The sequence below is a fragment of the Streptomyces sp. NPDC033966 genome (assembly GCF_055575955.1).
This window is the reverse complement of the sequence record NZ_JBVIRQ010000008.1, coordinates 31,922-56,455: the sequence shown is the minus strand read 5'-3', so window position 1 is coordinate 56,455 and position 24,534 is coordinate 31,922. Positions and strand designations below refer to the sequence as shown.

The following is a 24,534-nucleotide window of genomic DNA, read 5'->3' as shown; positions in this document are numbered from 1 at the left end:
GGGCACCTCCCAGCGGTGGCTGGGGGAGGAACGGCGGAAGGGCGGGTGGGGGACCGCTCCGCGCAGCGGCGAGGCACCCGCAGGCGACGTACGGCCCCACGGCAGCCCGGTCCCGACAGCCCCCGGCGGCAGCCGTCAGGCCGGGCTCGGGCCGCGGCCCGAGAGGACCTCCCCGTAGGCCTGCATCAGGTCCGGGAGGCGCAGCGTGGCGAGGTCCTCCCGCGACGGCTCGCCCGCGAAGCCCGCCAGCCTCAGGTCCCGGTACGCGCAGCTCTTCTCGTACAGGGTCCGCAGGAACCGCCCGTTGCCCAGCTCGTCGATCCAGCCCTGCTCCACCACGTGCCCGCTGATGCTGCGCAGCTCCTCGCGCGCCTCCTCGTCCCAGCAGTCCCCGTTCGCCTCCGCCAGCACCCCGCCGATCGCGGTCAGTTCCGCCGGCCGGTAGCTCGGGAAGTCGACCCGGGTCGTGAACCGCGAGGACAGCCCCGGATTGGCGGCCAGCAGCCGGTCCATCCCCGCCGGGTAGCCCGCCAGGATGACCACGAGGTGGTCCCGGTTGTCCTCGGCCCGCTTGAGCAGCACCTGCAGGGCCTCGTCGCCGTACGCGTCGCCCTTGCTGTAGCCCGAGTTGGACAGGCTGTACGCCTCGTCCACGAACAGCACCCCGCCGATCGCGGAGTCGATCAGCTCGTTCGCCTTGACCGCGGTCTGCCCGAGGAACTCCCCGACCAGGTCGGCCCGTTGCGCCTCCACGAGGTGGTCCCCGCCCAGCAGCCCCAGCGCGTAGAAGACCCGGCCCAGGATCCGGGCCACCGTGGTCTTGCCCGTCCCCGAGGGCCCCGAGAAGACGAAGTGCCGCTTCGGCGGCTGCACCGGAAGGCCCTGCGCGGCCCGCAGCCGGGCCATGTGCAGCTGCGCCGACAATGCCTTCACCTGCCGTTTCACCGGCTCCAGGCCCACCATCCGCTCCAGCTCCGCCAGCGCCTCGGCGAGCAGCGCCGGATCGGCCGGCCCGGCCGGCAGGCCGGGCGGGGCGCCCTGCGGGGGCACCGGCAGCCGGTGCCGCACGCCCTCCAGCCGGCCCGTCCCCGGCGGTTCCCCGGGCGTCGGCGGATCGGCGTCCACCTGCCCGTCCGGCGCGATGTCCTGGACCGGGCCGCTCCCGCCGCCCCCGCCCCCGCTGCCCAGCGCGACCGCCGCGTAGTGCCCCGCGGAGCCCTCGCTCAGGTGGCCGCCGTACCCGCCGTACCCGAAGGCGTCGGCCAGGCCGGCCATGTCGTCGGGGTCGGTGCTGTCCTCGATCGCCGTCAGCCGCGCCGCGGTGTCCATGAACGCCGGGTCCACCCGGTGCACGGCCCGGTACAGCGGCAGTGCCGCCGCGCTGCGTCCGGTGCCCTCCCGGGCCCGCGCCAGCCAGTACCGCAGCTCCTTGCGCTGGGGCTGCTCGCTGCGGCACCGCATCAGCGCGGCCGACAGCATCGGTTCCGCCTGCCCGTACATCTCCAGCCGGACCCGGGCCATCCCCCCGAAGAGCCCCGCCTCGATCCCGAGCAGCGGGTCGAGCACCAGCGGCTCGGTGTGCCGTACCAGCTGCTCCCAGTCCTTGACCAGGTAGGCCCGGCAGGCGTGCAGGAACCGGACCTGGGGATCGGTGTCCACCGGCGGCAGCGCGGCGAGGGCCTGGTCCAGCTCGGGCACGTGGCGGCCGTCCAGCCAGTGCGAGGCGTGGGCCAGCAGCAGGTCCCGCCGGCTCTCCAGCACCGGCTGCACCCACCAGCCCAGCCAGTACCAGGAGTTGAGGGTCCGCCGGTGCCGGGCGCGCTGCTCGCCGAAGCGGTCCCGGTGGGCGTACATCCGCAATAAGGCGTTGGTGGTGTCCACCCGCAGCGCGTGCAGGCCCAGCCAGGCGTCGGCCATGGTGGGATCGAGCCCCACGGCCGCGCGGAACTCCTCCTCGGCCTGCGGGTACGCGCCCATCGTGCAGGCGTCGACCCCGCGCAGCCAGGCGAGTTCGGCCGGAGCGTGTGCGCTGCCCGGCATGCCGAAGTCCATCACATCCCCCACAAGCATGCCCCGTGGTGCGCGGCAAACTCCGCGCCGTGCACCAGAGTTGTCGACCCCGCCGATGAAATCAGGGCTGCATCGTACCTGCGGTGACGCACCTTACCCAGGGTGCGGCGGGCACGGGTCGTGGGCGTGCCCCGGAAGCGCAGGGTAACTCAGGGTGAAGAAGGGTGGGCGGAGCGACGCGCGCCGCACCGGCCCGGGGCAGAACGAAGCCCCCGATCACGGGGGAACGATCGGGGGCTTCGCGTCCGCGGCGGCCCTTGCGGACCGCGCATTCAGAACGTACGGCGGTTCCCGGGCCCGGGTCAAGCGGGTCGGGGAAGCCCCGTGCGGCCGTCGGCGCGCAGCCGCTCAGGCCTGGGGGAGTCCGTTACGTTCGGTGACGGAAGGGGTCGTTCCCGGGGTCGCAGAAGCCCCGGAAGTCCACTCGTATCCCGTACCGCTCTGGTGTACCAAGGTGTCCGCGAAGGGGCGCGAAGGGTCGTCCGAGAAGTGCGCGAGTTCCGCGCGCTCCCATCCGTCCCAGAAGTCGGAAAGCTCCTGTCCGTCCCGGTTCCGCCCGCGTCCCCAGGACCTCTCCCGGGGGGTTTCCATCCACAGCAGCCGCGCCAGATGGGGCCGCAGCGCCCGCCGCCCCGCCCCCACGCCCTCGACGAGCAGCACGGGCGCCGGATCCAGCACCTGCTCGGCACCGAAGCGGCGCTCCACCCAGTCGTACGGGGCCCAGTGCGCGGCCCGTCCGGCGGCCAGCGGCTCCAGCACCTGCGCCCGCAGCCGCCCCGCCCAGCCGAACAGCTCCTCGTGGGTGGCCACGTCGTCCAGGTGCAGGACCGGCGCGCCGCCCAGGGCCCCGGCGAGCCGCTCCGCGAAGGTGCTCTTGCCCGACCCGGCGTGCCCGTCGATGCCGATCAGCCGCACGGGGCCGAGCGAGGGCGGCAGGGCGGCGAGCTCCCGCGCGAGTGACTCGAGTGACTGCTGTGGCTCCACCCGGCCAGGGTACGGGCCCCCGACACGGGCCCCGGGCTTCGCCGCCGCACGCCCGGGAACTGGAAGGGTGGAGCAGCCGCACCACCAGACCGACCCCCTGGGGGAACAAGCCGATGACCGCACCCACACCACGCAGGGCCCTGCTGGCCGTCGCCCTCGCCGCCGCCACCGCGGCCACCGTCCCCGGCGGGCGGGCCTCGGCGTCCGCCGGCCCGGCCGCCGCCGCTCCCGGACCGGGCCCCGGCCAGGCCTCCGGGGGCACCCCCGAAGGTGCCGCCGGGGACGCCCCCGCAGAGGCGGCCGCCTCTGCGGCCCCGGCCCGGACGGTCGACAACCGGTTCTGGTACGCGTACGCCCACTGGCAGGCCGGCACCCACCGCGGCACCACCGCCGTCGCCGGCGCCCGGCCGGGCCTGGAGATCGCGGCCCCGGCCGGCCGCACCGCGTACACCGACCCGCACACGGCCCGGAAGTCCACCTGGGAGTACGCCACCTGGACCTCCCCCGTGCACCGCACCACCGTCCCCGCCACCGAGGCCATCGCCTCCTGGAACGCCCGCACCCCGGCCGGCACCTGGATCCAGACCGAGCTGCGCCCCGCCTACGGCGACGGCACGCAGGGCCGCTGGTACGTGATGGGCCGCTGGGCCGCCGGCGACGGCGACATCCGCCGCACCTCCGTCGACGGCCAGACCGACGGCCGGACCACCGTCTGGACCGACACCCTGGCCGTCGACGCCCCCGCCGCGGCGGCCGGCCTGCGGATCACCGGCTGGCAGCTGCGCCTCACCCTGTACCGCAAGCCCGGCGCCGCCCGGGGCCCCAGGGTCTGGCTGGCGGGGGCGATGGCCTCCGCCGTCCCCGACCGCTTCACCGTCCCGGCCGCCGCCCCTTCGGGCCGGGGGCACGAGCTGAAGGTCCCGCGCTACTCGCAGGAGGTCCACGCCGGCCAGTACCCCGAGTACGACAACGGCGGCGAGGCCTGGTGCAGCCCCACCTCCTCCCAGATGATCATCGAGTACTGGGGGCGCAGGCCCAGCGCCGCCTCCCTGAGCTGGGTCCGCCCCGGCTACGCCGACCCGCAGGTCTGCCACGCGGCCCGCTCCACCTACGACGCCGCGTACAAGGGCTGCGGGAACTGGCCCTTCAACGCCGCCTACGCGGCCACGTACCGCGATCTGGCCGCCGTGGTGACCCGGCTGACCTCCCTCGCCGACCTGGAGACCCTGGTCCGGGCCGGGATTCCGGTGATCACCTCCCAGTCCTTCCTCGCGCAGGAACTCACCGGGGCCGGCTACGGCACCGCGGGGCACCTGATGGCGGTGATCGGCTTCACCGCCGCCGGGGACGTGATCGCCAACGACCCGAACTCGGCGGACAACGAGTCCGTCCGCCGCGTCTACGCGCGCCGGGAGTGGGAGAACGCGTGGCTGCGCACCAAGCGCCGGAACGCCGCCGGGAAGACCGTCTCGGGCACCGGCGGCGTCTGCTACCTCTACGCCCCGGCCCGGCCCAGCGCGGACCAGGTCAGGGCCCTGCGGGACGTCGGTGTGCTGTGAGGCGAGGGCCCGGAAAGGTTCGCCGGCCGATGTGGCTTAACGGGCGGAATATGGGCATAAAGGGCGTATAAGGCTTCTCTAGGAGGCAGCCCACCATGACCATGCATTCGAGCATCGAACAACACCCGGACCTTGCCGAGATGCGGACTCGGTTCGAGCGGGTGACGAGCACTCCCGCCGCGCAGGCCGTGGAGGCACTGGCCCTGATCTCGGGCCTGTACCTGGCGGCCTCGCCCTGGATAGCCGGCTTCAGCGTGCTGGGCCCGCTGGCCATCAACAACCTGATCGCCGGTCTGGCCTTCTGCCTGTGCATGGGCGGACTGGGGACGGCGTACGAGCGCACGCACGCGATGGCCTGGACGGCCGTCGCGATCGGCGCCTGGACCATCGTGGCCCCCTGGGTCATGGCCGGTGAGATGGACACCACCCGCAGTGTCGTCAGCAACGTCATCACCGGCGCGGTCATGCTGTGCCTGGGTCTGGCCATGGTCTCCATGGGCGGACGCCGGGGCACGACGACCTGACCGGGAGCGCATCCCGCCGCCGGGCCCCGGCAGCACCTCCGGCCACCGGAGACCGCCGGGGCCCGGCGGCGTGACCGGTGCCACCAGTGACCCTCGTCATATACCGCGAAAGCCGCGAACGCTGGCACATTGGACGGCATGACCGCACACACCACCGCCCTCACCGCCCGCGCCCGCCGCCTCGTCGGCACCGGCGGCCCCAAGGAAGACTCCGCCTGGCTGGAGCACGTGCTCGGCTGGACCCTGGTGGTCGTCGTGGCCATGTTCGTCACCCAGCTCGGCCTGATCTGACCCCGCTCTCACGACGCCCCCAGCCGCAGCCCCTCCGCGGCGATCACGTCAGAGGTGACCAGCGCCTGCTCGGCGCTGACCCGCGTCATGAACACGAACGGCGGGATCACCGGCGGGGCCGGCAGCCCGTCCGGGCTGAAGGTGACGCACAGCAGCCCCTCGATGCACCCGCTGAACCTCGTCAGGTACAGGGTCACGTCCCCGCGCAGTTCCAGGGAGTCGGCCGCCAGCGCGTACTCCTCCTGCCCGTCGCGGGTGCGCAGCCGGTAGTCGCGCAGCGCCGCCGCCGCCATCCGCAGCACCAGCACCCTGCGGGGTCCGCCGGCCGTGGGCACCTCGGTGACGCCGGCCAGGGCGAAGCCCCGCGGTGCGAACAGCGAGGTGGTGACCGTCGGGGGAGTGCGGCTCGCCGTCGGCGGCCCGGCGGGAACCGGCTCCGCCCGCGCCTGCGGGGCCCACGGGACCAGGACGGCCGCCAGCACGAGGGGCAGTACCGCGGCGGGCAGCCGAGCCGGCCCGCCGCCCGCGTCCACGACGCGCGCCGCCGCCTCCTCCCCGCCCCCGTCCCCGGCCCTGTCCGCGGCCCCCTCCTCCTGCCGCGGGGTCCAGCCGAAGCCCAGGGCGCCGCCCGCGATGCCGAGCAGCATGCCGACGAGGAACCCGCCCAGGTTGGTCGCCGCGAAGGACAGCACCGACAGCAGCAGGGCGTGCACCGATACGTACGCCCGCGCCTGCGGCAGGAACCACAGGAACAGCCCCGCCACGATCAGCGCGGCCCCGATCCCGATCGCGGCGATCCCGCCCAGCCCCAGGCTGACCAGCACGGTCAGCGGCGAGAGCGGGACCAGCAGCAGTTCGGCCCCGCCCAGCACCAGCAGCAGGCCGCCCCAGAACGGCCGGGTCCGCCGCCAGGCCCGCAGCCGCGCCCGCGGTCCGGGCAGCGGAAGTCCCCCTAGAAGCACTTCCGGCCGTCCAGGCTCACGTCCAGCTTCATGCCCTTGAGCCGGAAATTGCCGCCGGTCGCGGACCAGGCGTGCGATCTCACGCCCACGACCTCGATGTTCCCGGCCTGGAGGCCGAACTCGCCGGGTCCGCCCCGTACCCCGTCCACCTGGTCGAGGGTGGAGGCGTCCCGGCCGATCTGCGCCGTGCCGAAGGTGGCGTCGCCTTCGAGGTCCTCGCCGTCGATGACCAGGTTGCTGGCCGTCACCTGCCCGGCGGGGCCGCCGGCGGTCAGCTTGAACACCACCTTGCCCAGAGGGGTGTTCACCTCGGCGGCCTGGCAGATGTCGCTGAGGGTGGCCTCCCCGATGCCCAGCAGTGCGACCGGGTGCCCCTTGCCGTCGACGGAGCGGTCGGTGTGCACGTAGGAGGCGAGCCCCTTGCTGCTCAGCTTGGAGGAGGAGACCTGGAAGGAGGTCCCCGAGACGGCGAAGGACGCGGCGAGCGCCCCCTGCGCCGTCACCACCCCCAGCACCCCGGCCAGGGCGGCCGCCGGCACCGCGACGAGCGCCGACCTCCGCCAGTCGACCCGGCCTTCGACGGCCGCTCTGTTGCCCTTGCCCATGATGTGCCTCCCGTGTGAATTCCGGAGGATCGGTGCGAAAGGAGCGCGACAGGCAGGTCTGCCATACTGCGGCATCCTGTGGCAGTTCGAGGCTAGGGTCGAATTTGAATAATAGTCAACAGCGCGGCGCGGCCCCTCGTTCGCAGGCCCGCAGGGCCGAACTCATATCCATCGGGCGGAAGTTGTTCGCCGATACGCCGTACGACGCCCTCTCCATGGACGACATCGCGCGACAGGCCGGCGTCGCCAAGGGGCTCGTCTACTACTACTTCAAGAGCAAGCGCGGCTATTACCTCGCGATCGTCGAGGACTCCGTCGCCGGACTCGTCGCCCGCGCGGGCGGGGACACCGGCCTGCCGGCCGCCGAGCGGGTCCGCCGCACGATCGACGGCTACCTCCACTACGCCGAGCACCACCGCGCCGCCTACCGCACCATCGCCACCGGCGGGGTCGGCTCCGACGCCGAGGTGCTGGCCATCCGGGACGCCGTCCGGGAGGAGCTCGTCGCCACCATCGCCGAGGGCGCCTACGGCCGCCGCGAGGTCCCGCCGCTGGTCCGCCTCGCCCTGGTCGGCTGGCTCTCCGGGGTGGAGGGCGCCACCCTCGACTGGATCGGCACCCCGCCGACCGGGGCGCGCCCCGAGCGGGACGCGCTCGCCGCCCTGCTCGTACGCCAGCTGCGGGCGACGCTGACCGTGATCGAGGAGTTCGTCCCCGACTGTCCGGCTCCTCCACCCGCTCCCGAGGAGGCCGCGAGCGGATCGAATGATCATGGCGATCATGTACCGGTGACGTAAAGCGCCTGATCGGGCATACTCAACCCGCCGCAGCCGCTGAGCGAGCCATTCCGTAACCCGGGAGGGCAGCATTCGGCTGTGAGAGCACCGAGACCCGGCGGCGCGTACCACACCTCACGCGTCGCCGCCGTGCCCGACGAGGGAGGAGAGCGCCGCCATGACAGACCGCGCCCCGCAGCCGGTGGACCGTCAGCTGCCCACCGAGGAGTCCCGGGACCTCCTCGCGCTCGTACGCGAGATCGCCCAGCGGGAGATCCGCCCGCACGCCGCCGACGAGGAGGAGACCGGCCGGTTCCCCCGCGAGGTCTTCACCCTGCTGTCCGAGGCCGGACTGCTCGGCCTCCCGTACGGCGGCGAGTTCGGCGGCGGCGAGCAGCCGTACGAGGTCTACCTGCAGGTGCTGGAGGAGCTGGCGGCCGCCCGCCTGACCGTCGGCCTCGGCGTCAGCGTGCACTCCCTGGCCTGCCACGGCCTCGCCGGCTACGGCACCAAGCAGCAGAAGTCCGCCCACCTGCCCGACATGCTCGGCGGCGGGCTGCTCGGCGCGTACTGCCTCTCCGAGCCGGCCGCCGGCTCGGACGCCGCCTCGCTGACCACCAAGGCGGTCCGCGACGGCGACGACTGGGTGATCACCGGCACCAAGGCCTGGATCACCCACGGCGGCGTCGCCGACTTCTACACCGTCCTCGCGCGCACGGGAGCCCCGGGCGCCAAGGGCATCACCGCCTTCCTCGTGCCCGGCGACGCGGAGGGCCTGACGGCCGCCGTCCCCGAGAAGAAGATGGGCATGAAGGGCTCGCCCACCGCCCAGCTGCACTTCGACGGCGTCCGCGTGCCCGACTCCCGGCGGATCGGCGAGGAGGGCCAGGGCTTCACCATCGCCCTGGCGGCCCTGGACGCCGGCCGGCTCGGGATCGCGGCCTGCGCCATAGGCGTGGCCCAGGCGGCCCTCGACGAGGCCGTCTCGTACGCCCTCGGCCGCAAGCAGTTCGGGCACCCGATCGCGGACTTCCAGGGGCTGCGCTTCATGCTCGCCGACATGGCCACCAAGATCGAGGCGGGCCGGTCGCTCTACCTCGCGGCCGCACGGCTGCGGGACGCGGGCAAGCCCTTCTCCCGGCAGGCGGCGATGGCCAAGCTCTTCTGCACGGACGCGGCCATGGCCGTCACCACGGACGCGGTGCAGATCCTCGGCGGCTACGGCTACACCGCGGACTTCCCGGTGGAGCGGCTGATGCGCGAGGCGAAGGTGCTCCAGATCGTGGAGGGCACCAACCAGATCCAGCGCATGGTCATCGCCCGCCACCTGGCCGGCCCCGAGACCCGCTGACGCCGGACGTGTGAAGGCTCTCGGCCGCCCGGCTGAACCCGCGGGGGTTCCGCCGTGTCGCCGGGAGCCGCCCGGGGCCGCCGGAGAAGATCCTGGGCGGTGATCCGTCTCAGACGCTCCGGGGTGTTCCTGCCGTACGTGCTCCTGCTGCTCGCGCTCCTCGCCGTGCAGGCCGGAGGGGTCTGGCCCCGGGCCGCCGCGGCGGCGGACCCCTGCCGGGCGGACCAGCTCGGCAGGGCGAAGGTCACCGCATCGGCGGATTTCGACCACCGCGGCCGTGACGACACCCTGCTCACCAGCGTGATGGAAATCCGGGTTCCGACGAGCTGGGGGTTCGCCCCCGACCTGCTCCTGGACCCCCGCTCACCGCGCTACCGCGCCGCGCTGCGCTGTCTGCTGGGCAAGGTCACCGAGAAAGAGGTCGCCGACTCGGAGTGGCGGCTCAAACCGCTGACGGTGATGGCCGACGGCACATGGACCACCGTCCACTACGAGGCCGTCGTATGGGTTCAGGTGCTCGACACCTATCGCGTCGGGCCTTGGCAGCTCGACGCCCGCAAGAACGAGTGGACCATCGCGTTGCAGCCGCCGCCGAATCTCGCGGCGGCGACTTGGGAGGACGTGCAGGTCCGGTTGGGCGGCCCCGGTGCCATGTCGGTCACCCCGGCGCCGGCCTTCGGTGAGAAGGGCACCGAACTGAAGTGGCGGAACCTGAAGGGCGAGCAGGCCTTCCGGGTGGTGTTCCGTCCGCCCGCGCCACAGCAGTGGAGCGCCATCACCTGGACGGTGGGGGAGTTCTGGGAGACCTTCGGCCTCGCCAGTGCCTCGGGTGCCGTCTGGTACCTGGAGGCGAGCACGCTGTTGCTGCTCTGTGCCAGGAGGGTCCGGCGAAGTCTGGGGGACGATCCGGCGCCGAGGGAGGAACGGTCGCTCAAGCTGATGAAAACCTGGGCGCTCCTCCAGGCGCTGCTGGTCCTCGTGGTCTACTTGGGTGACAACGCCTTCCGCTTCATGAGCGGACAGATGTCCTGGGCGAAGAACTACGAGTCGGATGTCTGGCTCTTCACCCTGCTGGCGCTCGGGCTCGTCCTGTGCTTCCTGGGCAGGGTGGGAAAGCCCCTCCTCATCGGGGCGTGCACCTTCACCCTCTGTCTGGCGGCAGCCTGCGTCTATGTCGAATGGTCCGAATCCACCCTGCTGACCAGCAGCGACACCGAGATCCAGCCGCCCGGCTCCTGGATCGTGCCGCTCGTCCTTCTGGCGGTCGTCTTCGTGTGCGTTCTGGGGCTGGTCTCGTCGGGACAGAGGTTCCTGCTCATGGGCGACGGAAGGCTGCCGCGTTGGCTGATGGCATCGGTCGCCTTCGTGGTGGCGGCATCGACCGTCCTGTGGTCCTTCGTCGCCTTCGATCGGGACTGGAAACGCATCACCTGGCTAGCCGACCCCAACTGGCAGACGTACGGGCGGGGATGGGTCGTCTCCTACGACGTGTGGTGGTGGTGGTTCCCCAAGGAGGCTCTCGGCTACCTGATGCCACTCGCCTCCTACCTGACACCATTGGTCCTGGTGGGGGTGCTTCGGGTCTGCCGTTCCGAACAGCGCGAGGAAGACTCGTTCACGCCCGACCAGGCCGAGAAGTTCCTGCTGGTGGCGCTGTTCGCCCTCACCGTCGTACCCAGCTACGCCTCGTACTACGGTTTCTCGGGTGACATCATCGTCTTGATCGTCAGCCTCGCCGTGGCCTGGGGCCTGCTCGCCCTGGGGCATGCCAGATCGGTGCTGGAGCAGCCCTCGGCGGACAATGCCCCGCTCGGCAAGGCCGTCTCGCGGACCGACCGTTCCGAATTGCTGCGCCTGGCCCGGCGCTTTCGGCAGCTCCAGTCGCGGCTGCAGCGCGCGGGCGCCGGCCAGTCGGCCGAACGCACTCCGACGCAGGAGTCGATCGAGCACGAGATCGACGAGTTGGACCGGTGTCTGCCGGAAGGGGTGAGGCCGGTGGACCTGCCGTTCGCCTGCGGGCCCATGCCCACCTGGTGGGGCAACGCCTGCCGGGGTGCGCTCGTCGCATGCTGGGTGGGCCTCCCCGCTACTGCCCTGATGTACTGGACGGACATGATCCGGAACGAATCGTGGCTCGTGATCACCCAGTCCGGCAGCGGTTTCCTCCAGGTCCTCTCCGAGATCCTCTTCTGGCAGTCCACCTGGGTGGCCGGAGGGTTCTTCCTGGGGGCGCTCTGGCGCGACCTCCCCGGCCGGCACGGGCCGACCAAGGCGTTCGGCGTCGCCGCGGCCTTCACCGTCCCGGTCGTGGCCCACCAGGTGATCGCCCAGACCATCGGTCAGAGCATGCAGGGGACGAACCCGGCCATGGCCGCTTTCGCCTCGGTCATGACGTTCACCGGCCTGGTCATGGACGTGCAGACGTTCCAGAGCGAGCGTCGCTACTGGCCGACGAGCGCCGGCCTCGTCGCGTACGTCTACCAGATGCGCTTCGCCTCGGTGGCGTTCTGCCTGGCGCAGCTCCTGGCGCTCGCCACGATCTGGAAGACATTGCGCGAAGGGGGCCCGACGCCTCCCACGTCCCGCTAGCGAGCGTCCGCGCCGCATCCGCTCAGGACTCGTACAGCGGCCCGCTCGGCCAGATCGGGGAGGAGGCGATCCGGTACCACTCCGGGTCGCGCCGCCCGGGCAGGGTGCGGCCGGCGGCGGCCCAGCGGGCGAGGAGGTCGCCATAGATGGGCGGGTCGGGCTGGTGCGCCCGCCCGTGCTGTCCGCCCGGTTCCGGGACCGTGCGCTGAACCGATTCTTCGTAACCAGGCGGGATGGGGCGCCGCCTGCGCCCCGCTCTCGCCGACGGCGTTTCGAGGGTGGTCATGCACCGCCAACGCCGGATCCGGCGCGGGGGTAACCCGTCCCCGTCCGCGCCCATCCGTTCGAGGCGTCCCACTGTCCGCGGGGCCGGGCAGTGGCGATCATGGGATGATGCGTACACATCACGCCCTTCCGGCGGCCCTGGCCGCCGCCGCGCTCCTCGCGCTCACCGGCTGCCAGGAGGCGAAGCCCGCCGGCGGAGCCGCGGCCGGTTCCGCCCCGACCCCCGCTACCGCGTCCCCGTCCGCCGCGAAGCAGGGCACCCTCCCCGACCTCGTCGGCAAGGGTCTCCAGGCCGCGCAGGACGAGGCGCAGGCCGCCGGCTTCTACCGCCTCGTCTCGCACGACGGCCTGGGCCGGGGTCGTGCCCAGGCCTTCGACCGGAACTGGAAGGTGTGTTTTCAGAGCCCCGGTCCCGGCGCCGCGTCCACCGACGCCAGGATCGACTTCGGCGCCGTGAAGGCCGACGAGGCCTGCCCGGCCTCGGACCCCGGTCTGCCCTCGGCGGCGGCCGGTACGATGCCGGACTTCTTCCGCAAGTCCGTCAAGGCCGCCCGGGACGCCCTGCCCTCCGGCGTGAGCATCACCGTGAAGGACGCGCGGCAGGGCCGGACGGTCCTCCAGGAGACGAACTGGCAGGTGTGCGCCCAGCTCCCGAAAGCCGGCAACCCCCTGAACGGCGGGCCGGTGGAGCTGCACGTCGTCAGGTTCGGTGAGACCTGCCCCTGACCTCCGGTGCGGGGGCGGTTGGGGCACCTCGCGGAGCCGTGCGGTGGCCCGCCGTGCCGCCTTGGCAGGGTGTGCCGGAACCCTGGCACCCGGCGCGGTTTCTGACGTACCGTCATATCCGCTCAGCAGCCCTGACCGCCCCCGTGCCCCAGGAGGTTTGCCGTGCCCGCGGACCGCCCCGTCGCCCTCGACGAATACCCCGTCCACCAGGCCCCGCTGTCGATGAAGCACCACGTCAGCGGCGACCGGAACGCCTACGACCGCTGCATCTTCCACGTCTTCGACCACGCCGGCCGCGCCGTCCTGATTCTCGGCCTCGGCGTCTACCCCAACGCCGGGGTCATCGACGCCTACGCCACCCTGCGCCTGGGTGACGAACTCCTCGCCGTCCGCGCCTCCGACGCCCTCACCGACGACCGGATGAACCTCTCCGTCGGCCCCCTGTCGATCACCGTCGACGTACCGCTCAAGCGGCTCACCCTGCGCTGCGAACCCGACCCGGCGGACCCGCACGGACTCTCGTACGACATCACCTGGACCGCCGAGTTCCCCGCCGTCTGGGAACCCCACCACATCCAGCGCCGGGGCGACCGCCTCATGCTCGAAGGCCGCCGCTTCGTCCAGGCGGGCAACGTCACCGGCACCGTCCGGGCCCGCGGCGAGGAGTTCACCCTCACACCGGGGGAGTGGACCGGCACCCGCGACCGCAGCTGGGGTGTGCGCCCCATACCCGGCGAGGACGGCGGCCGGGCCGCCGAGGAGATGCGCCCCGAGGGCTTCCACTGGCTCTGGATCCCCGTCCGCTTCGAGGACCGCTTCCTGATGGTCATCGCCCAGGAGGACGCCGACGGCCACCGCACCCTCAACGAGGCGGTCCAGGTCTTCCCCGAGGGCAGCGGCCGCCACGACGTCCAGCTCGGCTGGCCCCAGACCGAGATCCGCTACCGTTCCGGCAGCCGCCACCCCGAGCGCGCCGTGGTCCACCTCGCCGACCCCTCGCGCAAACCCCTCGAACTCGGCGTCGAGATCCTGAACTCGTCCCCGCTCGCCGTCGGCGCCGGCTACCCGCCCGCCGCCGACTGGCAGCACGGCACCTGGCAGGGCCGCGGCTGGACCGACCGCCGCACCTACGACCTCTCCGACCCGGCCGCCCACCCCATGGCCGCCTACGGCGTCACCGACCATTCGGCCCGGTTCACCCTCGACGGGCGCACCGGCTTCGGGATCTTCGAACACGGCAGTTTCGGCCGCCACGACCCCAGCGGCTTCGCCGACTACTCCTCCGTCGCTCCCTGACCCACCACCCGAGACAGGAAGGGCCGGCCATGGCCACGGCACCCCGCCCCCGCACCTCCACCCGAGAGCCCGAGGAACTCGGCCGCCGCCTCGCCGCCTGGCTCGACGGCCGGCTCCCCGGCGCGAAGGTCGTCAATACGTCCGTCCCCGGCTCCAACGGCATGTCCAGCGAGACCCTGCTCTTCGACATCGAGCACCCCGACGCCCCGGTCCGCGCCTGCGCCCTGCGCCTGGCCGCCGACCCGGCCGCCTACACCGTCTTCCCCACCTACGACATGCCCCGCCAGCACCGCGTGATGAGCCTGGTCGCCGAACACACCGACCTGCCCGTCCCGCGCGTGCTGTGGCTGGAGGAGGACCCGGCCCCGCTCGGGGCGCCGTTCTTCGTGATGGCCCGCGCCGAGGGCCGCGTACCGCCCGACGTCATGCCCTACACCTACGAGGGGAACTGGCTGCACTCCGCCACCGACGCCGAGCGCGCCGAACTCCAGGAGGCGACCATCTCCCTCCTCGCCCGGCTGCACGACCGGTTCCCCGCGAAGGAGGCCGAGTTCCTGCTCCCGGCGGGCGAGGGCAGCCCGCTGCGCCGCCACGTCGACGCCCAGCGCGCCTACTACGAGTGGGTGGTGTCCGGGCTGGCGCGCTCGCCCCTGCTGGAGCGGGCCTTCGACCGGCTGGAGGAACTCTGGCCGGCCGACGAGGGCGACCCGGTCCTCAACTGGGGCGACGCCCGCATCGGCAACGTCATCTACGACGGCTTCCGGCCGGCGGCCGTCCTCGACTGGGAGATGGCGGCCTACGCCCCGCGCGAGGTCGACCTCGGCTGGACCGTCTACCTGCACCGCTTCTTCCAGGACCTGACCGTGAGCTTCGGCCAGCCGGGCCTGCCCGGCTTCCTGCGCCGCGAGGACCTGGAACGCCGCTACGCGGAGCTCACCGGGCACACCCCGGCGGACATGGAGTTCCACACCCTGTACGCGGCCCTGCGGCACGGGATCGTCATGCTGCGCATCGCCTACCGGCAGGCCTACTTCGGCGAGGTGGAGGTCCCCGCCGACCCCGACGGGCTGATCCTGCACCATGCCAGCCTGGCCGGCATGGTGCAGGGCACCTACTGGTAGGCGCGGCTCAGGCGGCCTGCGCGTGCTGGCTCTTGCGCGGCAGCGGGGCCGCCTCCGCCCGCACGGGACGCGAGCCCGGCCCGCCGACGTGCGAGAACGGCTGCGTCCGCCAGTCCAGCCCCTGCGGCAGGGCGAGGCGCACGATGGTGTCCCGCTCCTGCTGCTCCGGCAGGAGCGCGCCCAGCGTCGGCAGCGCGTCCGAGACCGGGCGGCCGGTGCCGGCGCACACCGTGAGCCCGAACGGGTTCCACGGGGTCAGGCACAGCGCGTGCTGCGGGAGGTGCTCCTCGTCCGCGACGAGGGCGATCGACTGCCCGCAGTCCGGGCAGATCGCGTGGCGGACCTCGAAGTCCTCGGCGTCGCCGGCTTCGAGGTACTCCCCGTCGTCCGCGTAATCGGTCTCGACGGATTCCAGGGGCTCCGGTTCGGTGCGACCGGCGCGCTTGGTGTTCAGCATGGATGTACTCCCCCTTGGGTGGGCCGGGCGGGCAGGTACTTCGGCCACGGCCACACCAAGCACTTCCCGCCGCGCGGCACGAGTAACCACAAGAACGGGATGTACGCCCGTACACGCCTGTGGCTTTGGTCACATGCCCGCCGCAGGTGCCACTTCTCCGTGGACACCGCTGTGCCGGAAGCCGCTCGGGGCAATAGGTTGTGCGGCTATGAGCGCAATGGAGGAGCTGGACCGCCAGATCGTGGATCTGCTCGTGCGGGACGGGCGGATGAGCTACACGGACCTGGGCAAGGCCACGGGCCTGTCCACGTCGGCGGTCCACCAGCGAGTACGCAGGCTGGAGCAGCGCGGCGTCATCCGCGGGTACGCGGCCGTAGTGGACCCCGAGGCCGTCGGGCTCCCCCTGACGGCCTTCATCTCGGTCAAGCCGTTCGACCCGAGCGCGCCGGACGACATCGCGGACCGGCTGGCGGGCGTGCCCGAGATCGAGGCCTGCCACAGCGTCGCGGGCGACGAGAACTACATCCTCAAGGTCCGCGTCGCCACCCCGCTGGAACTGGAGGACCTCCTGGGCCGCCTGCGAGCCCTGGCCCATGTCTCCACCCGCACCACAGTGGTCCTCAGCACCCCCTACGAAGCCCGCCCACCGCGCGTATAGCCGAATTCCGGGCCTGCCCACCTCCCGGCCCCGCCGCACCCTCGGCCCCGCCGGCGTTCAGCGGCCCACCCCACCCGGGGAAAACCGCGGCCGTCGGAGGGGCGAGACTGGTCCCCATGACCGACCGCACCCCCTCCGCGCCCACCCCCGCCGCCGGAACCACCCGCACCGTCCTCCTCCGCGGAGGCGAGGTGCACAGTCCCGCCGACCCCTTCGCCACCGCGATGGTCGTCGAGCGCGGCCACGTCGCCTGGGTCGGATCCGAGGGCGCCGCCGACGCCTTCGCGCAGGGCGTGGACGAGGTCGTCGACCTCGGCGGAGCGCTCGTCACCCCCGCCTTCACCGACGCCCACGTCCACACCACCTCCACCGGCCTCGCCCTCACCGGCCTCGACCTGACCGGCGCCCGCTCCCTCGCCGAGGCCCTCGGCCTCGTACGCGCGTACGCCGACCGGCGGCCCGCCGACCGGGTGCTCCTCGGCCACGGCTGGGACGCCGCCCGCTGGCCCGAGCGCCGCGCCCCGCGCCGCTCCGAGCTCGACGAGGCCACCGGGGGCCGCCCGCTCTACCTGAGCCGCATCGACGTCCACTCCGCGGTGGTCACCACGGCCCTCCTGGACCTCGTCCCCCACGTGCACCCGCACGGCGACGAGGTGCCGCTCACCAAGGACGACCACCACGCCGTCCGCCGCGCCGCGCTCGCCGCCCTCACCCCCGCCCAGCGCGCCGAGGCGCAGCGGGCGGCCCTGGACCGGGCGGCCTCCCTCGGCATCGGCTCGGTGCACGAGTGCGGAGGGCCCGACATCTCCTCCGCCGAGGACTTCACCGGCCTGCTGGCCCTGGCCGCCGAGCACCCCGGGCCGCGCGTCCACGGCTACTGGGCGGACCGGGACCTCGCCCTGGCCAGGGAGCTCGGCGCGGTCGGCGCCGCCGGTGACCTGTTCGTGGACGGCGCCCTCGGATCGCACACCGCCTGCCTGCACGCCCCGTACGCCGACGCCCCGCACACCGGCACGGGCTACCTGGACGCCGCCGAGGTCGCCGGGCACGTCGCCGCCTGCACCGAGGCGGGGCTCCAGGCCGGGTTCCACGCCATCGGGGACGCGGCCGTCGCCGCCGTGGTCGAGGGCGTCCGCGCGGCCGCCGGGAAGGTGGGGCTGGACCGGATCCGGGCCGCCCGGCACCGAGTCGAGCACGCCGAGATGATGACCCCGGAAACGATCGCGGCCTTCGCGGAGCTCGGCCTCACCGCCTCCGTGCAGCCCGCCTTCGACGCGGCCTGGGGCGGTGAGGACGGCATGTACGCCGACCGGCTCGGCGCGGAGCGCGCCCGCACCCTCAACCCGTTCGCCGCCATGCTCAAGGCCGGCGTCCCGCTGGCCTTCGGCTCGGACGCGCCCGTCACCCCCCTCGACCCCTGGGGCACGGTCCGCGCCGCGGCCTTCCACCGGACCCCCGGGCACCGGATCTCCGTGCGGGCCGCCTTCGCCGCCCACACCCGGGGCGGCTGGCGGGCGCTGGGCCGCGACGACGCGGGCACCCTCGTACCCGGCGCCCCGGCCGACTACGCGGTCTGGCAGACCGGCGAACTGGTGGTCCAGGCGCCCGACGACCGGGTCGCCCGCTGGTCCACCGACCCCCGTTCCGGCACGCCGGGCCTGCCCGATCTGAGCCCGGGCGGGGCCCTGCCGGTGTGCCTGGCGACGGTGGTCGGCGGCCGGGAGGTATTCGTACGGCCACAGGGGTGATCCGCCGGGCCTCGGTGCGGTACCGGCGCCCCGACCCGGATAGGTTCGGCCGGGCCCACCACAGGACGTCCCCACCGGACGGCTCCGTCCGCTCCGCGCGCCCGCGCCTCGGGGGCGAGGGAAGGCTTCGCCGGTGGCGGCGGCCCCCGGCGCGTACCGCGGGAGGGTGGCCCCGGACCGGGCCCGGCGGCCCAGTAGACAACGGTCACGGCGGCCCGCAGCCAGCGGGAGCCGGTCCGGCCCGAAGGACCGCCGGTCCCGGTCGCCGACTGTTCTAAAATCATCCTGTTGTGACGGGACGGACGAAGAACACACAAGGGGAACCAGTGAGCGATGGCGGACAGCGGACGTACGGACCGCTCGGCACCACCCTGGTGATCATTCCGACGTACAACGAGGCCGAGAACATCGGCCTGATCACCGGCCGGGTCCGCGCCGCCGTCCCCGAGGCCCACATCCTGGTCGCGGACGACAACAGCCCCGACGGGACCGGCAAGCTCGCCGACGAGCTGGCGGCCGCCGACGACCACATCCACGTCATGCACCGCAAGGGCAAGGAGGGCCTCGGCGCCGCCTACCTCGCGGGCTTCGCCTGGGGTCTGGAGAACGGCTACGGCGTCATCGTCGAGATGGACGCCGACGGCTCCCACCAGCCGGAGGAGCTGCCCCGGCTGCTCACCGCGCTGGGCGGCGCCGACCTGGTGCTCGGCTCCCGCTGGGTGCCGGGCGGCCGGGTCGTCAACTGGCCCAAGAGCCGCGAGTTCCTCTCCCGCGGCGGGTCCACGTACTCCCGGCTGATGCTGGACGTCCCGATCCGCGACGTGACCGGCGGCTACCGCGCCTTCCGCCGCGAGACCCTGGAGGGCCTCGGCCTCGACCAGGTCGCCTCGGCGGGCTACTGCTTCCAGGTGGACCTGGCGCGCCGGGCCGTCCGCAAGGGCTTCCGGGTCGTGGAGGTGCCCATCACCTTCGTCGAGCGCGAGCTCGGCGACAGCAAGATGAGCAAGGACATCGTGGTCGAGGCCCTCCTGCGGGTCACCCAGTGGGGCCTGAAGGAGCGCGCCGCCAAGCTGGCCGGCAAGCGCCGCTGACCGCACCCCCTAGGGGATGCCCGGTACCTCCGGCTGAGCCCGCTTTCACCGGGGTCCGGGCACACTGGGGGGTATGACGACCGGCACTGGCCCTTCTACGGCCCCCCGGCGGCGCTCGCCCGCCCGTACCTTCATCCCCCTGGCGGTCGCCGCCTGGCTGATCCTGGAGATCTGGCTGCTCAGCCTGGTCGCCGGGGTGGCCGGCGGGTTCGCCGTCGCGGCGCTGCTCGCCGGCGGGATGGTGCTCGGCGTGGTGGTCATCAAGCGGGCGGGGCGCCGCGCGTTCAAGAACCTCACCCGCAGCTTCCAGCAGGCCCAGGAGCAGGCGATGGCGGGCGGCATACCGTCCGCCCCGCAGCCCCCCAAGGGCTCCGGCAACGCGATGACCATGCTGGCCGGACTGCTGCTGATCATGCCCGGCCTGCTCTCCGACCTGGCCGGCCTGCTCCTGCTGCTGCCGCCCGTACGGGCCTTCGCGGGCCGCCGGGCCGAGAGCACCCTGGAACGGAAGATGGCCTCGGGCGCCCCGGGCGGCCTCGGTGACGCCTTCACGCAGGCCCGGATCCACCACCCCGACGGCAAGGTCGTCCAGGGCGAGGTGATCCGTGAGGACCGCCCCGGGCAGGGGCCGCGCCCGGACACCGCCCACCGGCCCCCGCTGGCCCCCTGAGGGGTGCCCGCGGCCGGGACATCCGGACCACGGACAGCGCCGAGGGGCCCCGCCACATCAGTGGCGGGGCCCCTCGGCTATTGGGCGGTGCCCGCGGGTCAGGCGGACTTGCGGCTGTCGCGCGGATGCACGGCAATGTTCATGGCGCCGGAGCGCAGGACGGCCAGCCTCTCGGCCAGCACCTCCTCCAGCTCCTCGCGGGTGCGCCGCTCCATGAGCATGTCCCAGTGCGTTCGCGCAGGCTTGCCCTTCTTCTCTTCGGGCCCGTCCCCGTCAACCAGGAGTGCCATGGCGCCGCACGCCTTGCACTCCCACTCCGGCGGAATCTCTGCCTCAACCGAGAACGGCATCTCAAATCGATGTCCGTTCTGGCATGCGTACTCCACCGCCTGGCGCGGGGCCAGATCGATGCCGCGGTCCGTCTCGTAGCTGGTAACCACGAGCCGCGTACCGCGGAGAGCTCGCTCACTCATGAATCGTGCCTCCCGGGCTTGTCGCCCACAGGACAGGTGTCGCTGTCGTCGTCATCCGGTCAACGTCCGGTCGGCGGTATAGATTCCCGCTCCGGGTCATGCGTCGCCCGTCGTGCCGCCCCTTGTTGTACCCACCAGTGCCCGTTTTGTCACATCTGGCAGCAGATGTCACCCAACGTCTATACTTCTTGTGCGCGCAGTAACGGTCCGCCTGGCAGGCCAAAGGCGTACACTACCGGCCCTTTGCCACAACGTCGAAATTCGTTCGGGATTCGTTCGTGAGTCCGATCCCCGGCGGGTGGCGGAGGGGCCGGATCCGGGCCCGCCCGGGCCCGGATCCGCGCTTCAGAGGCGTACCGGAACAGGATTGCCCGCCGCCTCCACCGCGCGCCGCACCGGCACCCGCGCGAGCAGCACGAAACCCAGTGCGAAGAACACCACCAGCGAGATGATCGCGTCCCGGTAGCTGCCCGTGACCTGGTAGGTCAGGCCGAAGACCAGCGGCCCCACCCAGCTCAGCCCCCGGTCGCTCATCTCGTACGCCGAGAAGTACTCGGCCTCCTTGCCCGCCGGCACCAGGTGCGAGAACAGCGAGCGCGACAGCGCCTGGCTGCCGCCCAGCACCAGCCCGATCATCGCGGCGAGCGCGAAGAACCACACCGGGGTCCGGGCCGGCAGGAAGTACCCGGCCGCCAGCGTCAGCGCCCACGCGGCCAGCGAGCCCAGGATCGTCCGCTTCGCCCCGTACACCCGGGCCAGCCGGCCCATCGCCAGCGCGCCCGCCACCGCCAGCACCTGGACCAGCAGCACCGCGCCGATCAGCGTGGACTGCTCCAGCTCCAGCTCCTCGGAGCCGTAGACCGAGGCCTGGGAGATCACGGTCTGCACGCCGTCGTTGTAGATCAGGTACGCGAGCAGGAACGACAGGGTCAGCGGGTAGCGCCGCATGTCCTTGAAGGTGGCCACCAGCTGCTTCCAGCCGCTCACGGCCGGCGCGCCGCCCGCTTCCCGGACCACCGCCCGGTCCCGCAGCCGGCGCAGCGGGATCAGCGCGAAGGCCCCCCACCACAGGCCCGCCGAGGCCAGGCAGATGCGTACGGCCTCGCTCTCGGACAGGCCGAAGGAGTCGTGGCCCAGGTAGAGCACGAGGTTCAGCACCAGCATCAGCGAGCCCGCCGTGTAGCCGAAGGCCCAGCCCCGGGAGGAGACGGTGTCCCGCTCGTCCGGCGTGGAGATCTGCGGCAGGTAGGCGTTGTAGAGCACCATCGACACGGACAGCGCCGCGTTCGCCACGATCAGCAGGAACCCGCCCAGCAGGTAGCGCTCGCCGCCGAGGAGGAACATGGCCGCCGTCGCCGTGGCACCGGTGTACGCGGCCACGGCCAGCAGCGGCTTCTTGCGCCCCGTCCGGTCGGCGATCGCGCCCGCCAGCGGCATGAGCAGCACGGCGAGGATCACCGACGCCGAGACCGAGTACGCGAAGAAGGACCCGGCGCGCACCGGGATCCCCAGCGGGTGGACGTAGCCCTCGGCGTCCGCGGCGGCCTTCGCCACCGAGGTCAGGTACGGGCCCAGGAACACCGTGAGCACGCTCGCGGAGTACACGGACACGGCGAAGTCGTAGAAGTACCAGCCGCGCTGTTCGCGCTTGCGCGCGGCCGCCGCCTCCGCGGCCGGTCTGCCGTCCTCGGCCCCGGGCTCCGCCCCGTCCGTCGTCTGCGTGCTCATCCGAGAGCCCCTTCGCTGGTCCCCGTACCGCACGGCCGCGGGCGCCCGCACGGCCGCCGGGCGGTGTCAGGCCCAGGCGCCGCGCCGGTCCAGCACCGTGCGCAAGATGTCGATCCGGTCGGTCATGATGCCATCGACCCCCAGGTCGAGGAGAGCCTCCATGCGTTCCGGTTCGTTCACGGTCCACACGTGCACCTGGAGTCCCCGCTCGTGCGCGGTCCGTACGAAGCGCCGGTCGACCACCCGGATGCCCGCCTGGGTCTCCGGTACCTGGGCCGCCACCGCGCCGACGCGCAGGGCCGCCGGGATCGCGAAGGAACGCAGCCGCAGCCCGACCACCCCGCGCACCCCGTACGAGGTCGCCAGCCGGGGCCCCGCGATCTTCTGCGCCCGGGCCACCCGGCTCTCCGAGAAGGAGCCCACGCACACCCGGTCCCAGACCCCGGCCCGCGCGATCAGGTTGACCAGCGGGTGCAGGGCCGACTCGTCCTTGAGGTCCACGTTCCAGCGGGCCTGCGGGAACTGCTCCAGCAGGTCCTCGAAGAGGGCCAGCGGCTCGGCCCCCGCCACCCGTGCCTCGCGCACCCGGCTCCAGGGCAGCTCCCGGATCCTGCCGCTCATGTCGGTGACCCGGTCCAGCGTGGCGTCGTGGAAGGCCACCAGCTTCCCGTCCGCGGTCGCGTGCACGTCCGTCTCGAAGTACCGGTAGCCCGCCTCGGCGGCCCTGCGGAAGGCGGCGGCGGTGTTCTCCAGCCCGTCCGCGGCCCCGCCCCGGTGGGCGAAGGGGATCGGGGCCGGATGGTCCAGGTAGGGGTGCCGGAGGCGTACGTGAGTCACGGCCGCAGTATGCCCAATGCGTCCCGCCGGGCGGGAGGGCCGGGGGAGCGGAGGTGCGGCCACGGGGTGAACGGCCGGAGCCGCGCGGAGCCCGCGCGGCACCCCCCTGGCCCCAATGGACCGGCCCATGACAGTCTTGGCCCCCACGACCAATCCAATACCGGCCCCGGGATCCCCGTCCGGGGGCCAATCCGACGAAGGTGGACCGGACGCCATGGCTCAGTGGACCTCAGCGGTCGGTGCCGCGCAGCTCGCCAGGCTCATCGGCTCCCAGCAGGACCGGCCCGCGCCGCCCGGCGCCCGCAAGCAGCCCGCGTACCGCACCCTGGCCGACGGCATCCGGCTGCTCGTCCTGGAGGGCCGTGTCCCCGTCGCCGCCCGGCTGCCCGCCGAGCGGGAGCTCGCCGTCGCCCTGTCGCTGAGCCGCACCACCGTCGCCGCCGCGTACGAGGCGCTGCGCGGCGAGGGCTTCCTGGAATCCCGCCGGGGCGCGGGCAGCTGGACCTCCGTGCCGGCCGGGAACCCGCTGCCGGCCCGCGGCCTGGAGCCGCTGCCCCCCGAGTCCCTCGGCTCGATGATCGACCTCGGCTGCGCCGCCCTGCCGGCCCCCGAGCCCTGGCTCACCAAGGCCGTCCAGGGCGCCCTGGAGGAACTCCCGCCCTACGCGCACACCCACGGGGACTACCCGGCGGGCCTGCCCGCGCTGCGCCGGATGCTCGCCGACCGCTACACCGAGCGGGGCATCCCGACCATGCCCGAGCAGATCATGGTCACCACCGGGGCGATGGGCGCCATAGACGCCATCTGCAGCCTCTTCGCGGGCCGGGGCGAGCGGATCGCCGTGGAGTCCCCCTCCTACGCCAACATCCTCCAGCTGATGCGCGCCGCCGAGGCCCGCCTCGTGCCGGTGGCGATGGGGACGGGGCTGAGCGGCTGGGACATGGACGTCTGGCGGCAGGTGCTGCGCGACTCGGCCCCCCGCCTGGCCTACGTCGTCGCCGACTTCCACAACCCGACCGGCGCCCTGGCCTCCGAGGACAAGCGCCGGGCGATGGTCGAGGCGGCCCGCTCCGCCGGGACCGTGCTGATCGCCGACGAGACCATGGCCGAACTCCAGCTGGACCCGGACCTCGCCATGCCCCGCCCGGTCTGCTCCTTCGACCCGGCCGGCTCCACGGTGATCACCGTCGGCTCCGCCAGCAAGGCGTTCTGGGCGGGCATGCGGATCGGCTGGGTCCGGGCGGCCCCCGACGTCATCCGCAGCCTGGTCGCCGCGCGGGCCTACGCGGACCTGGGCACCCCGGTGCTGGAACAGCTCGCGGTGAACTGGCTCATGCGCACCGGCGGCTGGGCCGAGGCCGTCGGGATGCGCCGCACCCAGGCCCGGGAGAACCGGGACGCGCTCGTCGCGGCGGTGCGCCGGGAGCTGCCGGACTGGGAGTACGAGGTGCCGGGCGGCGGGCTCACGCTGTGGGCCCGGGCGGGCGGCCTGTCCGGGTCGCGGCTGGCCGAGGTGGGGGAGCGGGTCGGCGTCCGCGTCCCCTCGGGCCCCCGGTTCGGCGTGGACGGGGCGTTCGAGGGCTACGTCCGGCTGCCGTTCACGGTCGGCGGGCCGGTGGCCGAGGAGGCCGCCGCCCGCCTGGCCGCGGCGGCCAGGCTGGTCGGCACGGGGGCGGGCGGCAGCGGGTCGGAGCCCCCGCGCACCTTCGTCGCGTAGCCCTTGCGGCAGGCCC

Annotated in this window: 23 protein-coding genes; 14 read left to right on the top strand and 9 right to left on the bottom strand. The window is 73.3% G+C overall.

Annotation, left to right across the window (positions count from 1 at the left end; all coding sequences use genetic code 11):
- Positions 1–135: 135 nt before the first annotated feature.
- Positions 136–2,052 (bottom strand): AAA family ATPase, encoded by a 1,917-nt coding sequence (locus ACZ518_RS22830; protein WP_469114842.1) that lies wholly within the window; start codon positions 2,050–2,052, stop codon positions 136–138.
- Between the two features lie 366 nt (positions 2,053–2,418).
- Positions 2,419–3,054: a uridine kinase family protein gene (locus ACZ518_RS22825; RefSeq protein WP_469114841.1), complete on the bottom strand. Its 636-nt coding sequence runs from the start codon at positions 3,052–3,054 to the stop codon at positions 2,419–2,421.
- Between the two features lie 113 nt (positions 3,055–3,167).
- Between ACZ518_RS22825 and ACZ518_RS22820 the strand changes: the two genes are divergently transcribed.
- From ACZ518_RS22820 to ACZ518_RS22810, 3 genes are all read left to right on the top strand, one after another.
- Positions 3,168–4,613, top strand: a complete 1,446-nt coding sequence (locus ACZ518_RS22820) for a peptidase C39 family protein (protein WP_469114840.1) — start codon at positions 3,168–3,170, stop codon at positions 4,611–4,613.
- Positions 4,614–4,708: 95 nt separating this feature from the next.
- Complete coding sequence (locus ACZ518_RS22815) at positions 4,709–5,137, top strand: SPW repeat protein (protein ID WP_469114839.1); 429 nt, start codon at positions 4,709–4,711, stop codon at positions 5,135–5,137.
- Between the two features lie 138 nt (positions 5,138–5,275).
- The gene (locus ACZ518_RS22810; RefSeq protein WP_469114838.1) at positions 5,276–5,428 is read left to right on the top strand and encodes an SCO1431 family membrane protein; all 153 of its coding nucleotides are present in this window, start codon (positions 5,276–5,278) and stop codon (positions 5,426–5,428) included.
- 8 nt (positions 5,429–5,436) lie between these two features.
- On the opposite strand, the gene ACZ518_RS22805 is transcribed toward ACZ518_RS22810, so the two are convergent.
- Positions 5,437–6,390, bottom strand: coding sequence for a DUF6114 domain-containing protein (locus tag ACZ518_RS22805; protein ID WP_469114837.1), 954 nt, complete (start codon positions 6,388–6,390; stop codon positions 5,437–5,439).
- Positions 6,381–6,995 (bottom strand): DUF6230 family protein, encoded by a 615-nt coding sequence (locus ACZ518_RS22800; protein WP_469114836.1) that lies wholly within the window; start codon positions 6,993–6,995, stop codon positions 6,381–6,383. The genes ACZ518_RS22805 and ACZ518_RS22800 overlap by 10 nt, the downstream gene beginning before the upstream one ends.
- 104 nt (positions 6,996–7,099) lie before the next feature.
- On the opposite strand from ACZ518_RS22800, the gene ACZ518_RS22795 reads away from it, so the two are divergent.
- From ACZ518_RS22795 to ACZ518_RS22785, 3 genes are all read left to right on the top strand, one after another.
- The gene (locus ACZ518_RS22795) at positions 7,100–7,792 is read left to right on the top strand and encodes a TetR/AcrR family transcriptional regulator (RefSeq protein ID WP_469114835.1); all 693 of its coding nucleotides are present in this window, start codon (positions 7,100–7,102) and stop codon (positions 7,790–7,792) included.
- A gap of 157 nt (positions 7,793–7,949) precedes the next feature.
- Positions 7,950–9,122, top strand: a complete 1,173-nt coding sequence (locus tag ACZ518_RS22790) for an acyl-CoA dehydrogenase family protein (protein ID WP_469114834.1) — start codon at positions 7,950–7,952, stop codon at positions 9,120–9,122.
- Between the two features lie 99 nt (positions 9,123–9,221).
- Positions 9,222–11,711 carry a DUF6185 family protein gene (locus ACZ518_RS22785; protein ID WP_469114833.1) on the top strand — a complete coding sequence of 830 codons (2,490 nt, stop codon included), beginning with the start codon at positions 9,222–9,224 and terminating at the stop codon, positions 11,709–11,711.
- A gap of 22 nt (positions 11,712–11,733) precedes the next feature.
- On the opposite strand, the gene ACZ518_RS22780 is transcribed toward ACZ518_RS22785, so the two are convergent.
- Positions 11,734–11,997: a hypothetical protein gene (locus ACZ518_RS22780; RefSeq protein WP_469114832.1), complete on the bottom strand. Its 264-nt coding sequence runs from the start codon at positions 11,995–11,997 to the stop codon at positions 11,734–11,736.
- 107 nt (positions 11,998–12,104) lie between these two features.
- Here ACZ518_RS22780 and ACZ518_RS22775 point away from each other — a divergent pair, with 107 nt between their 5' ends.
- The 3 genes from ACZ518_RS22775 to ACZ518_RS22765 all read left to right on the top strand — a co-directional run bounded on the left by ACZ518_RS22775 (position 12,105) and on the right by ACZ518_RS22765 (position 15,139).
- Positions 12,105–12,722, top strand: a complete 618-nt coding sequence (locus tag ACZ518_RS22775) for a hypothetical protein (protein WP_469114831.1) — start codon at positions 12,105–12,107, stop codon at positions 12,720–12,722.
- A gap of 222 nt (positions 12,723–12,944) precedes the next feature.
- Positions 12,945–14,018: an Rv3169 family protein gene (locus ACZ518_RS22770; protein WP_469115133.1), complete on the top strand. Its 1,074-nt coding sequence runs from the start codon at positions 12,945–12,947 to the stop codon at positions 14,016–14,018.
- 29 nt (positions 14,019–14,047) lie between these two features.
- Complete coding sequence (locus tag ACZ518_RS22765) at positions 14,048–15,139, top strand: phosphotransferase family protein (protein WP_469114830.1); 1,092 nt, start codon at positions 14,048–14,050, stop codon at positions 15,137–15,139.
- Between the two features lie 7 nt (positions 15,140–15,146).
- On the opposite strand, the gene ACZ518_RS22760 is transcribed toward ACZ518_RS22765, so the two are convergent.
- Positions 15,147–15,596 carry a hypothetical protein gene (locus ACZ518_RS22760; protein ID WP_469114829.1) on the bottom strand — a complete coding sequence of 150 codons (450 nt, stop codon included), beginning with the start codon at positions 15,594–15,596 and terminating at the stop codon, positions 15,147–15,149.
- Positions 15,597–15,813: 217 nt separating this feature from the next.
- Here ACZ518_RS22760 and ACZ518_RS22755 point away from each other — a divergent pair, with 217 nt between their 5' ends.
- The 4 genes from ACZ518_RS22755 (at position 15,814) to fxsA (ending at position 19,763) form a co-directional block, all read left to right on the top strand.
- The gene (locus tag ACZ518_RS22755) at positions 15,814–16,254 is read left to right on the top strand and encodes an Lrp/AsnC family transcriptional regulator (RefSeq protein ID WP_030011705.1); all 441 of its coding nucleotides are present in this window, start codon (positions 15,814–15,816) and stop codon (positions 16,252–16,254) included.
- A gap of 116 nt (positions 16,255–16,370) precedes the next feature.
- Positions 16,371–18,002 (top strand): amidohydrolase, encoded by a 1,632-nt coding sequence (locus ACZ518_RS22750; protein ID WP_469114828.1) that lies wholly within the window; start codon positions 16,371–16,373, stop codon positions 18,000–18,002.
- A 326-nt stretch (positions 18,003–18,328) separates the two neighbouring features.
- The gene (locus ACZ518_RS22745; protein ID WP_469114827.1) at positions 18,329–19,093 is read left to right on the top strand and encodes a polyprenol monophosphomannose synthase; all 765 of its coding nucleotides are present in this window, start codon (positions 18,329–18,331) and stop codon (positions 19,091–19,093) included.
- A gap of 73 nt (positions 19,094–19,166) precedes the next feature.
- Entirely contained in the window at positions 19,167–19,763 is a 597-nt protein-coding gene (fxsA, locus tag ACZ518_RS22740; protein ID WP_469114826.1) for an FxsA family membrane protein, read from the top strand.
- A gap of 98 nt (positions 19,764–19,861) precedes the next feature.
- Here fxsA and ACZ518_RS22735 read toward each other — a convergent pair whose 3' ends face one another.
- From ACZ518_RS22735 to ACZ518_RS22725, 3 genes are all read right to left on the bottom strand, one after another.
- Positions 19,862–20,236, bottom strand: a complete 375-nt coding sequence (locus tag ACZ518_RS22735) for an RNA polymerase-binding protein RbpA (RefSeq protein WP_007262928.1) — start codon at positions 20,234–20,236, stop codon at positions 19,862–19,864.
- A 345-nt stretch (positions 20,237–20,581) separates the two neighbouring features.
- The gene (locus ACZ518_RS22730) at positions 20,582–21,964 is read right to left on the bottom strand and encodes an MFS transporter (RefSeq protein WP_469114825.1); all 1,383 of its coding nucleotides are present in this window, start codon (positions 21,962–21,964) and stop codon (positions 20,582–20,584) included.
- A 66-nt stretch (positions 21,965–22,030) separates the two neighbouring features.
- Positions 22,031–22,801 carry a glycerophosphodiester phosphodiesterase gene (locus tag ACZ518_RS22725; RefSeq protein ID WP_469114824.1) on the bottom strand — a complete coding sequence of 257 codons (771 nt, stop codon included), beginning with the start codon at positions 22,799–22,801 and terminating at the stop codon, positions 22,031–22,033.
- A gap of 214 nt (positions 22,802–23,015) precedes the next feature.
- Between ACZ518_RS22725 and ACZ518_RS22720 the strand changes: the two genes are divergently transcribed.
- Positions 23,016–24,518, top strand: a complete 1,503-nt coding sequence (locus ACZ518_RS22720; protein WP_469114823.1) for an SCO1417 family PLP biosynthesis transcription factor — start codon at positions 23,016–23,018, stop codon at positions 24,516–24,518.
- The last annotated feature ends 16 nt before the right edge of the window (positions 24,519–24,534 follow it).

Coding starts and splice junctions, on each gene's coding strand:
- ACZ518_RS22780 (WP_469114832.1), bottom strand. CDS start 11,997: ATGACCACCCTCGAAACGCCGTCGGCGAGAGCGGGGCGCAGGCGGCGC.
- ACZ518_RS22730 (WP_469114825.1), bottom strand. CDS start 21,964: ATGAGCACGCAGACGACGGACGGGGCGGAGCCCGGGGCCGAGGACGGC.
- ACZ518_RS22810 (WP_469114838.1), top strand. CDS start 5,276: ATGACCGCACACACCACCGCCCTCACCGCCCGCGCCCGCCGCCTCGTC.
- ACZ518_RS22720 (WP_469114823.1), top strand. CDS start 23,016: ATGGCTCAGTGGACCTCAGCGGTCGGTGCCGCGCAGCTCGCCAGGCTC.
- ACZ518_RS22820 (WP_469114840.1), top strand. CDS start 3,168: ATGACCGCACCCACACCACGCAGGGCCCTGCTGGCCGTCGCCCTCGCC.
- ACZ518_RS22760 (WP_469114829.1), bottom strand. CDS start 15,596: ATGCTGAACACCAAGCGCGCCGGTCGCACCGAACCGGAGCCCCTGGAA.
- ACZ518_RS22790 (WP_469114834.1), top strand. CDS start 7,950: ATGACAGACCGCGCCCCGCAGCCGGTGGACCGTCAGCTGCCCACCGAG.
- fxsA (WP_469114826.1), top strand. CDS start 19,167: ATGACGACCGGCACTGGCCCTTCTACGGCCCCCCGGCGGCGCTCGCCC.
- ACZ518_RS22735 (WP_007262928.1), bottom strand. CDS start 20,236: ATGAGTGAGCGAGCTCTCCGCGGTACGCGGCTCGTGGTTACCAGCTAC.
- ACZ518_RS22815 (WP_469114839.1), top strand. CDS start 4,709: ATGACCATGCATTCGAGCATCGAACAACACCCGGACCTTGCCGAGATG.
- ACZ518_RS22770 (WP_469115133.1), top strand. CDS start 12,945: ATGAAGCACCACGTCAGCGGCGACCGGAACGCCTACGACCGCTGCATC.
- ACZ518_RS22750 (WP_469114828.1), top strand. CDS start 16,371: ATGACCGACCGCACCCCCTCCGCGCCCACCCCCGCCGCCGGAACCACC.
- ACZ518_RS22830 (WP_469114842.1), bottom strand. CDS start 2,052: ATGGACTTCGGCATGCCGGGCAGCGCACACGCTCCGGCCGAACTCGCC.
- ACZ518_RS22800 (WP_469114836.1), bottom strand. CDS start 6,995: ATGGGCAAGGGCAACAGAGCGGCCGTCGAAGGCCGGGTCGACTGGCGG.
- ACZ518_RS22755 (WP_030011705.1), top strand. CDS start 15,814: ATGGAGGAGCTGGACCGCCAGATCGTGGATCTGCTCGTGCGGGACGGG.
- ACZ518_RS22765 (WP_469114830.1), top strand. CDS start 14,048: ATGGCCACGGCACCCCGCCCCCGCACCTCCACCCGAGAGCCCGAGGAA.
- ACZ518_RS22775 (WP_469114831.1), top strand. CDS start 12,105: ATGCGTACACATCACGCCCTTCCGGCGGCCCTGGCCGCCGCCGCGCTC.